The following is a 1,063-nucleotide window of genomic DNA, read 5'->3' on the forward strand; positions in this document are numbered from 1 at the left end:
GGGAAAAGAATTTTGGAGGTAAAGGTGATGATCATTTGAGAACCATGGCTTTTACGTCTTCAGGATATATTATTGGTGGAGAATCAAGATCTGAAAAGTCAGGAAATAAAACAGTTGGAATTGAAGAAGGAACTGATGTCTGGCTGATCTCTTTAAATACAAAAGGTGAAGAGCAATGGCAGAGATCGTACAATTTCAAAAACCGTGATGTTCTGATGGGAATGAATGTGATCAGCACAGGTGATGGTAGAAATTCTAAAGGAGTTTTATTGGGCGGCTACACTCAGGCGGAAGGAAGAATTGAAGTAGATGATGAGACCTTCTGGATGCTTTATATTGACAACGACGGAAACGAACAATGGCGAAAACATGTAAAAGGCGAATCGAGAAAGAAAGAGGAAAGGCTTTCTGATCTGAAAATGAATAAAGATGGTTCGATTGTTTTAGCAGGAACGAGTGCTGAAGAATTAGGAAAAGAGAACTGGAAAATTGTGAAACTTGGTGACAGCCAAATTGACCAATTGATAGAAAAACAGAATATTAAGATCTACCCTAATCCTGTATCGGATTACTGTTATGTGGAGATTGGGTTTGAGGATGGAAGCTGGAAGCTGGGTGATGGGAAGTCTGAAGCCGAGATTACCCTGTATGATATGGGTGGAAGACAGCTCCAGACGTTAAAAACGAAGAACAAAATCACCAAAATCAATACCCAAAACCTGATTCAAGGGGCATATCTAGTCGTTGTGAAAACAGATACTGAGAAAACTGCGAATGCGAAATTGATTAAAAAATAAAACTAATTTCATGAAGAAAAATACAATAGCTATCATTTTATTATTAGCTTCTTTAAATCATATTTTAATTGCCCAGACAACAGGTGATGATTTTAATAAAAATGTTGATGATATCAATAAAATGTTTCCTGCAGCTCCTACTTCAAACAACCTCATGAAATTTGAAGAAGTGCCTGTGAGTTATTATACAGGAATTCCTGATATCAGTATCCCTCTTTTCAATATTCCTACAAACAACCCAAATGTAAATTTGAATGTTCAGTTAA

The 1,063-nt window shown here is 36.5% G+C and carries 2 protein-coding genes; both read left to right on the plus strand.

Annotated features, from left to right (window positions below; all coding sequences use genetic code 11):
* Window positions 1–797, plus strand: a 797-nt coding sequence (locus tag AB671_RS20890; RefSeq protein WP_157444287.1) for a T9SS type A sorting domain-containing protein, incomplete at its 5' end; no start/stop codon positions are given.
* Between the two features lie 10 nt (window positions 798–807).
* A partial coding sequence (locus AB671_RS20895) for a hypothetical protein (RefSeq protein WP_157444288.1) occupies window positions 808–1,063 on the plus strand: 256 nt, incomplete at its 3' end.

The organism is Chryseobacterium sp. BGARF1, from assembly GCF_001677955.1.
GTDB lineage: Bacteria > Bacteroidota > Bacteroidia > Flavobacteriales > Weeksellaceae > Chryseobacterium.